We start from the raw sequence: 7,884 nt of genomic DNA, 5'->3' as shown, positions 1-7,884 counted from the left end.
GTCATCTGCACCTTGTCGGCGTTGATGATGATGACATTGTCGCCCATGTCCATGTGCGGGGTGAAGGTCGGCTTGTGCTTGCCACGCAGACGCATGGCCACGATCGAGGCCAGACGGCCCAGAACGACGCCCTCGGCATCGATCAGGATCCATTTCTTCTCGATCTCCGCCGGTTTCGCGGTGTAGGTTTTCATATTTCGGTCCCTTTGGGGGCTGCAATTCGAGATGTGCGTATATCGGCAAAAGATCTGTGTCGGTCAAGTCGCGGCGGCACCATTATATCCAATTAAATCAATAGCTTGAAAAATAGGTATTATGATACCGCGCTTCAAGCCCTGCTTCAGCCACGATTCGGCGGAATGGAATAGGTCAGTGAACAGCGGGCGACAGGTTGATCCATGCCTTCCGATCGGATCAGACAGTCACCCACTGCCAGCACCCGGCCCAGTTTCAGTAATCGGCAATCGACCAGCAGATCGCGACCCGCTTCGGGCTTGCGCATGAAATCGATCGAGGCATTGGTGGTCACGGCAAGTGCCACCTCACCGATGCGAGACAGGATGGCCAGATACAGTGCCGCATCCGCCAGCGCAAACATCGTCGGTCCGCTTACGGTTCCCCCCGGACGCAAGTGGCGCTGATCCACCTGCAACCGCGCCGTCAGAAGATCGGGTGTGACCGTCTCGACGCTGACCTGATCGGCAATCTGCGGAAAGGCGCGTTGCAGAAAAGCGTTCAGCGCCGGTCGATCCATCTGCAATGCCATTCCTTCCCCCCAGCCGCTTCCGTGTCTAGAGTGGACTTTAAGCGCGGCCACCACAAGCCGCGCCGTCGCGTCAGGGAGGACAGGATGAAGGACGGCAGCCCCGAACCGCTGGTGCAACGCCACGACCATGCCGCGATCGCGCGGCTGACACTGAACAGCCCGGGCAATTACAACGCTCTCTCTCTGGCCATGATCGGCGCACTGACAAATGCTCTGGACGAGATCGCGATGGATCCGTCGGTGCGCGTGGTGGTTCTGGCCGCGCAGGGCAAGGCTTTCTGCGCCGGCCATGACCTGCGCGAGATGCAGGCGGCGCGCGAAAGTGCCGATGGCGGCGAGGCAGCTTATCGACGCCTTTTCGCCGAATGTGCGGCCATGATGCAGAAACTGCCAGCCTTGCCGCAGCCGGTGATCGCAGAGGTGCAGGGCATCGCCACGGCCGCGGGATGTCAGCTGGTGGCCAGTTGCGACCTTGCGGTTGCCGCCGAGGGCGCGCGTTTCGGCGTAAACGGGGTGAATATCGGCCTGTTCTGCTCGACACCGATGGTGGCGTTGAGCCGGGCGATCCCGCCCCGCGCCGCCTTCGAGATGCTTGTCACCGGCGAGTTCATCGATGCCGCCCGAGCCTGCGAGCTGGGTTTGGTCAACCGCATCTGCCCGGCCGAGAATTTGCGCGCCACGACGATGAGCATGGCGCAGGTGATCGCGGCGAAGTTGCCGGCTGCGGTGCGGCTGGGCAAGCAGGCATTTCACGCCCAGCGCGGGATGGCGCTGGCCGATGCCTATGGCGCGGCGGGCATGACCATGTGCCAGAACCTGATGCTGCCCGACACCGCCGAAGGCATTCAGGCGTTTCTTGAAAAGCGCCCGCCCGATTGGGCCTAGGCTGCGGACTCATAATGTCTTGCCCAGAGACGGGAGCAGACGATGAGGACGGCGGCGAGGTAGTTTCGGGCGGACTTCTCGTAGCGGGTGGCGATCTTACGGAAGTGTTTGAGCTTGTTGAAGAACCGCTCGACGAGGTTGCGCTGCCGATAGATGTCCGGAGCGACCGAGCGCTGCACCTTGCGGTCTCGCTGGGTCGGGATGTGGCCGCGCCCGCCGCGCGCCGCGATCAGGTCCAGGACGGCCCGGGCGTCGTATCCGCGGTCGGCCACCACGTCCCCCGGCGCGGGGTGGGCGGCCAGCAGCTCGGCCACGGCGGCCTTGTCCGAAGCCTGCCCGGGCGACAGCGTGATCGCCAGCGGCAAGCCGCGATGATCGACCATGGCATTGATCTTGGTGCTCAATCCGCCACGAGAACGGCCAAGGGCGTGATCCGCCCCCCTTTTTGCGCCGCCGCCTGCTGATGGGCGCGGATGATCGAGCTGTCGATGAACTGCAGGCTGTCGGGCGACTTTTCGGCAAGCGTTTCGAAGACCCGAACCCAGACCCCCGCCTTGGCCCATCGGTTGAAGCGGTTGTAGACGGTCGTATAGGGGCCGTAACGCTCGGGCAGGTCGCGCCATGGCGAGCCCGTTCTCAGTACCCAGAAGATGCCGTTTAGCACGCGCCGGTCATCCACCCGCGCCACCCCGCGCGGCTTGTTGGGCAGAAGCGGCTGGATCAACCCCCACTCGAACTCCGTCAGATCGAAACGCGCCATCACCGCCTCCTGTCTTGGACGCAGTGAATCACGCACGAACAGAAAGGGGAATCCCCTTAATGAGTACGCAACCTAGCCCAGGCGGGCGAGCCAGGGAAAGGTTTCCAGCAGCCAGTAGGCAAAGGCAGGGAAAGCGCCGGTCACCAACGCCAGTCCCACAGCGACCAGAAGAACGCCCATTACCCGCTCGATCAGCTTCAGATGCGGTTTGATTCGATTCATCAATCCCATGGCACGATTGATGAAGATCGCTGACAGCAGAAACGGAATGCCCAGACCCAGCGCATAAACCGCCAGCAGCGCCGTGCCCTTGCCGACCGCGCCCCCCGTCGCAGCGAGCGACAAGATCATTCCCAGCTGTGGCCCGATACATGGCGTCCAGCCAAAGGCAAAGGCCAGGCCCAGCACATAGGCGCCCAGCGCGCTCCCGCCGTGGTCGCCGGTCTGCACCCGCACCTCGCTGTCCAGGAACGGGATGCGCAGGACATGCAGGAAATGCAGCCCCAACAGGATAACGACCGCGCCCGCCCCGCGCGCCAGCCAGTCCTGCCATTGCAGGAACAGCCTGCCAAAGGCAGAGGCCGCCATGCCCATCAGCAGAAACACCGTGGACAGTCCCAGAACGAAGAACAAGGCTGGAACAATGGCGTTGCGTTCGCCCGTTTTCAGCCCGCCTACTCCGACCCCGGTCATATAGGCCAGATAGGGCGGCACGATAGGCAGCACGCAAGGCGACAGGAATGACAGGATCCCTGCCAGCAACGCAACAGCGGCGGCAGGCAGAAAGGCAGCATCGGCGAGTTCTATTCCCAACATGCGCGGCACAATGCGCCAAGGAAAAGGCGCGGGAAAGCCCCGCGCCTTCACGCTTGCGTGCAAAAGCGATGCTTCAGCCCATCGACCACCAGCCGCGGCGCTTCGGCCGAGGGGCGGAGGCGACCTCGGCCTGGGGCGCGGGGTCGGCGTCATTGGCGGCCTCGGGCAGTTCGGATCCAGGCGTGACCGTGGCTTGATCGATTTCGGCGTCCGCCTCGGATGCCTCCGCCGCCACCTCAGGTTCGGTGGTGCTGGCCTCGGGGCTGGGCCGGGTTTCCGCCACCATCACACCGCCCTCGACCTCAGCGGCTTCCATGACAAGCTTTTCCCCTGTCACATCGATCGAAGCCGATTCCACGTCAGCCTGCGCGATCGCCACAGCATCGGCTTCGGCTTCTGCCCCAGCGGGTAGCTGTTCAGAGGGCGAATCCTCCTCAAGGTTTGCAGATGGCTGAACCTCTTGCACAGGATCGGAAGCATCCTCGGACTTGCGGCGACGAGTGCGACCGCGGCGACGTGGTTTTTCCTCGACCTCGGCCGCCGGCAAGGTTTTCCCGGGCTCATCCGCATTTTCGTCGGTAACGGCCACCGGATCTGCCGGATCGGCAGCCGCTGCGGCCGGCTGTTCGACATCAGCGGATTCGCTTTCGCCATCCGTATCGGCAATTCCCGATTCACCCTCGCCATTCTTGCCGCCACGACGGCGACGGCGACGGCGGCGACGCTTGCCGCCATTCTCTGCCCCGCCCTCGGCATCGGCAGCTTCGGAACGGGTTTCCTCGCCCTCCTCCTCGGTCTCGGTCTCGGCTTCGGATGCGTCCTCATCGTCGATTTGCGCCATCAGACGTGCATCGACCGACACAACCGAAGAAACGATCTCGGGGACGTTCCGCGTGGCAGTCTTGAACTTTTCGATGGCATAATCCGGCGAAATCAGGGTCGGATCGGCCTCGACCCGCACCGACAGGCCATAGCGCGCCTCGATGCCGGCGATGTGCTCACGCTTGGCGTTCATCAGGAAATTGGCCACTGCCACCGGCGCCTTCACCAGCACCTCGCGCGAACGCTTGCGCGTGCCCTCTTCCTCGATGGCGCGCAGAATGGTCAGTGCCAGGCTGTCGTCGCTGCGGATCAGCCCGGTGCCGTGGCAATGCGCGCAGGGCTGGGTGGTCGATTCCAGCATCCCCGGGCGCAGCCGCTGGCGCGACATCTCCATCAGGCCGAAGCCGGAAATACGGCCGACCTGAATCCGGGCACGGTCGGTTTTCAGCTTTTCCTTGAAACGCTTTTCGACCGCGGCGTTGTTCTTGCGCTCCTCCATGTCGATGAAGTCGATGACGATCAGGCCCGCCAGGTCACGCAGACGCAATTGCCGGGCGATTTCCTCGGCGGCCTCGAGGTTGGTCTTGAGCGCGGTTTCCTCGATCGAGCCTTCCTTGGTGGCGCGGCCCGAGTTCACGTCGATGGCCACCAGCGCTTCGGTCACGCCGATGACGATATAGCCGCCGGATTTCAGCTGAACCACCGGGTTGAACATGCCGGCCAGGTAGCTTTCGACCTGATAGCGGGCGAACAGCGGCATCTGATCCTGATAATGCCGGACGTTCTTGGCATGGGACGGCATGATCATCTTCATGAAGTCCTTGGCCGTGCGATAGCCACGCTCGCCCTCGACCAGCACCTCGTCTATTTCCTTGGAATAGATGTCGCGGATGGTGCGCTTGATCAGATCGCCTTCCTCATAGACCGGGGCGGGCGCGATCGAGCGGAATGTCAGTTCGCGGATCTGTTCCCACAGCCGCATCAGATATTCGTAGTCGCGACGAATCTCGGTGCGGGTGCGCTGGCTGCCGGCGGTGCGAATGATCAGCCCTGCCCCTTCCGGAACCTGCAATTCGCTGGCGATTTCCTTCAGTTTCTTGCGATCGGCGGCATTGGTGATCTTGCGCGAAATGCCACCACCCCGTGCCGTATTGGGCATCAGGACGCAATAACGTCCCGCCAGCGACAGATAGGTGGTCAGCGCCGCGCCCTTGTTGCCGCGCTCTTCCTTGACCACCTGCACCAGCATGATCTGGCGCACCTTGATGACTTCCTGGATCTTGTAGCGGCGCGCACGCGGCTTCTTGGGCGCAGGAATTTCCTCGGCGACATCCTCTTCGGCGACAGATTCGATACCATCGTCCTCGGCAGGCTCGTCATCGGCGCCCTCGTCGACGCCTGGCGCGGCAACTGCATCCGCGATGGGGTGTTCATCCGTCGCATCGCCCTCTGCCCCAGGGACAGGCTCTTCAGCATCGGCGGCAGGGTCCAGCACCGTCATGCCGGCGATCTCGTCCGAGCTGACAACCGCATCCCCGCTGTCGGCCGCGGCTGTCTGCGCAGGCTTGCGGCGGCGCGTATTCCGTCGGGCCTTGTCACCATCCTCGGCATCGGCAGCGGCTGCCAGGCGCTCCTCTTCCAGCAGGGCCTGCCGATCCGCCGCAGGGATCTGGTAATAATCGGGGTGAATTTCCGCAAAGGCCAGGAAGCCGTGGCGATTGCCGCCATAATCCACAAAGGCAGCTTGCAGCGAAGGCTCGACCCGCGTCACCTTGGCCAGATAGATGTTGCCAGCAAGCTGTCGCTTGTTGACCGTCTCGAAATCAAATTCCTCGACCTTGGTTCCATCGACCACGACAACCCGAGTTTCCTCGGCATGCGTGGCGTCGATCAGCATTTTCTTTGACATGTTTCCGTCTTTCGCGCAGCCGCACTGGCCCGCCTGTCGGCAGGGATTGTGTTCGGCTGTCGCATGAATGGACAGCGGCGGTCGCGTGGAATGCAGCAATCGCGTCGATCAGGGTTTTCCCCTGTCGCCGTGGTCGATCAAGCTGCCTCGCGCGATCCATCGCGTCTGTTTACCTTTCTTGGCCCGTGCCGCGATGCGGTCCGGACGGCGATCACGATGCCCAGAGGCCCCAAGGGGCATGGGCGGATTTTCCGCGCAGAGAGCCACCGGCACTTTTCGGGTGTCGCGGCAGGCTGGCGCGCTGCGAAACTGATGAGAGGGACAAGCGCAGGTTGCGCGGCCACCCTTCACCGCCAAGATAGCGGGGAAGCAGGCGACGTTACAATCGGTTTTTCGGCGCCGGTCCGTTTTGCGGTGCGCACATCGCCCCCGTGCCGCCCCGCATGTCGGGCGGAAGAATGGCGAACACACGCAAAATGGCACGTGCAAGCGCCGGATCGCGACCCGGAATGCCCCCTGCCCGGTCGACAGCGCAACCCGCTTCGCCTTTCAAGGCCGCAACGCCGCACGCCTCTTTGCCACAGCGGGGAACTACAGATAATCGCTGCGGCTCAGCCCGTATTTCGCCATCTTTTCATTCAAGGTGCGGCGCGGCAGGCAAAGTTCGTCCATGACTGCGGCGATGCTGCCCTTGTGGCGGCGCATGGTATTGTCGATCAGCATCTTTTCAAAGCTTTCGACATATTCCTTCAACGGCTTGCCTTCCGTGGTCGTGGCCTCCTGGGTATCCTCGCCGTCGGCCATCAGCAGAGACGCGATCGAGCCTGACCCGCGCCTGTTCTGCAATACCGCGCGCTCTGCCACGTTGATCAGTTGGCGCACATTGCCCGGCCATGGCGCCTGCAACAACTGTGCGGCCTCTTGCGCGGTCACCTGCGGCGGCTCGCAGCCGTATTCCTCTGCGAACTGTTCGGTCATGCGGGTAAACAGCAACAGGATGTCCTCGCCGCGCGACCGCAACGGCGGCAGGGTGATCTTCAGCGCCGTCAGCCGATAGAACAGGTCAGGGCGCAGCGAATCCTCGGCCCGGCGGCCTTCGCCGCGGGCGTTGGAAATGGCGATGATGCGGGTTTCGGCCGGCGTGCCCTGATCCGAGATGAAGGCCAGCAGCCGCGCCTGCAGGGGATCGGACAGCGCCTCGATATCCTCAAGGCACAGCGTGCCGCCGCGCGCCTCCTCGACCGCGGGCAAGCCGTTTTCGACCGGCCCGAACAACTTGGCCGCCAGCACCTCGTCATTATAGGCGGCGCAGGAAATCGGCACGAACTTCTTCGACGCTCTGGGACCGACGGCGTGCAATGCATGGGCGACCAGGGTCTTGCCGGTGCCCGTCTCGCCGTCGATCAGCACATGCCCATCGGCCTGACCCAGGTCCAGGATATCCTCGCGCAGGCGGTCCATGACCGGGCTGGAGCCGATGAGCTTCGACATGACCTGCTGACCCTCGGACAGGTCACGGCGCAGGGCGCGGTTGTCCAGCGTCATTCGCCGCGCCTGCGTTGCCTTCTTGACCAGTTCGGTCAGACGTTCCGGATTGAAGGGCTTTTCCATGAAATCCATGGCGCCGATGCGCATGGCCTCGACCGCCATGGGCACATCGCCATGCCCGGTAATCATGATGACGGGCAGCCCGGAATCAATTCCCATAAGGCGTTTCAGAAACGCCATGCCATCCGTGCCGGGCATGCGGATGTCGGAAATCACCACGCCGGGCCAGTCCGGTCCGATGACTTTCAACGCTTCGTCGGCACTGGCAAATGTTTCGGCCTCGAACCCCGAAAGCGCCAACCACTGGCTGATCGATTCGCGCATGTCGGGTTCGTCGTCGACGACGGCAATCTTCAATGTGCGGCTCATCGGCCCAAT

General features: G+C 63.2%; 7 protein-coding genes (1 of these 7 running past the window's edge). 1 reads left to right on the top strand and 6 read right to left on the bottom strand.

Features of this window, described 5'->3' with window-relative positions; all coding sequences use genetic code 11:
• Together rplM and GB880_RS07920 are read right to left on the bottom strand one after the other, a co-directional pair.
• Positions 1-194 carry the 5' portion of a 50S ribosomal protein L13 gene (rplM, locus tag GB880_RS07925; protein WP_154494561.1) on the bottom strand. The gene continues 271 nt to the left of window position 1, outside the view, so the window shows 194 of its 465 coding nt (coding positions 1-194); it begins with the start codon at positions 192-194; its stop codon lies off the left edge, out of view.
• A gap of 146 nt (positions 195-340) precedes the next feature.
• A complete protein-coding gene (locus GB880_RS07920; protein WP_195840893.1) occupies positions 341-766 on the bottom strand; it encodes a PaaI family thioesterase in 426 nt (141 codons plus the stop codon).
• Positions 767-850: 84 nt separating this feature from the next.
• On the opposite strand from GB880_RS07920, the gene GB880_RS07915 reads away from it, so the two are divergent.
• The gene (locus GB880_RS07915; RefSeq protein ID WP_154494560.1) at positions 851-1,651 is read left to right on the top strand and encodes an enoyl-CoA hydratase; all 801 of its coding nucleotides are present in this window, start codon (positions 851-853) and stop codon (positions 1,649-1,651) included.
• Here the strand turns inward: GB880_RS07915 and GB880_RS07910 are convergent.
• The 4 genes from GB880_RS07910 to GB880_RS07895 form a co-directional block, all read right to left on the bottom strand.
• A protein-coding gene (locus GB880_RS07910; protein WP_442793748.1) for an IS5 family transposase occupies positions 1,648-2,411 on the bottom strand; the annotation gives its coding sequence in 2 pieces (ribosomal slippage) (positions 1,648-2,111 and positions 2,111-2,411; 765 coding nt in all). The genes GB880_RS07915 and GB880_RS07910 overlap by 4 nt on opposite strands.
• 72 nt (positions 2,412-2,483) lie before the next feature.
• A complete protein-coding gene (locus GB880_RS07905; protein ID WP_154490504.1) occupies positions 2,484-3,227 on the bottom strand; it encodes a cytochrome c biogenesis CcdA family protein in 744 nt (247 codons plus the stop codon).
• A 73-nt stretch (positions 3,228-3,300) separates the two neighbouring features.
• Entirely contained in the window at positions 3,301-5,958 is a 2,658-nt protein-coding gene (locus tag GB880_RS07900) for an Rne/Rng family ribonuclease (protein WP_154490506.1), read from the bottom strand.
• Positions 5,959-6,549: 591 nt separating this feature from the next.
• Positions 6,550-7,875, bottom strand: coding sequence for a sigma-54-dependent transcriptional regulator (locus GB880_RS07895; RefSeq protein ID WP_154490508.1), 1,326 nt, complete (start codon positions 7,873-7,875; stop codon positions 6,550-6,552).
• Between the last annotated feature and the right edge of the window lie 9 nt (positions 7,876-7,884).

Source organism: Paracoccus sp. SMMA_5_TC (genome assembly GCF_009696685.2).
Classification (GTDB): domain Bacteria; phylum Pseudomonadota; class Alphaproteobacteria; order Rhodobacterales; family Rhodobacteraceae; genus Paracoccus.
Note: the sequence above shows the minus strand (reverse complement) of the source record. Positions and strands in the feature narration are given on the sequence as shown.

What these genes read in the sequence shown, in the direction of transcription:
- GB880_RS07920 (WP_195840893.1), bottom strand. Translation starts at nt 766, where the DNA reads ATGGCATTGCAGATGGATCGACCGGCGCTGAACGCTTTTCTGCAACGC.
- GB880_RS07905 (WP_154490504.1), bottom strand. Translation starts at nt 3,227, where the DNA reads ATGTTGGGAATAGAACTCGCCGATGCTGCCTTTCTGCCTGCCGCCGCT.
- GB880_RS07895 (WP_154490508.1), bottom strand. Translation starts at nt 7,875, where the DNA reads ATGAGCCGCACATTGAAGATTGCCGTCGTCGACGACGAACCCGACATG.
- GB880_RS07900 (WP_154490506.1), bottom strand. Translation starts at nt 5,958, where the DNA reads ATGTCAAAGAAAATGCTGATCGACGCCACGCATGCCGAGGAAACTCGG.
- GB880_RS07915 (WP_154494560.1), top strand. Translation starts at nt 851, where the DNA reads ATGAAGGACGGCAGCCCCGAACCGCTGGTGCAACGCCACGACCATGCC.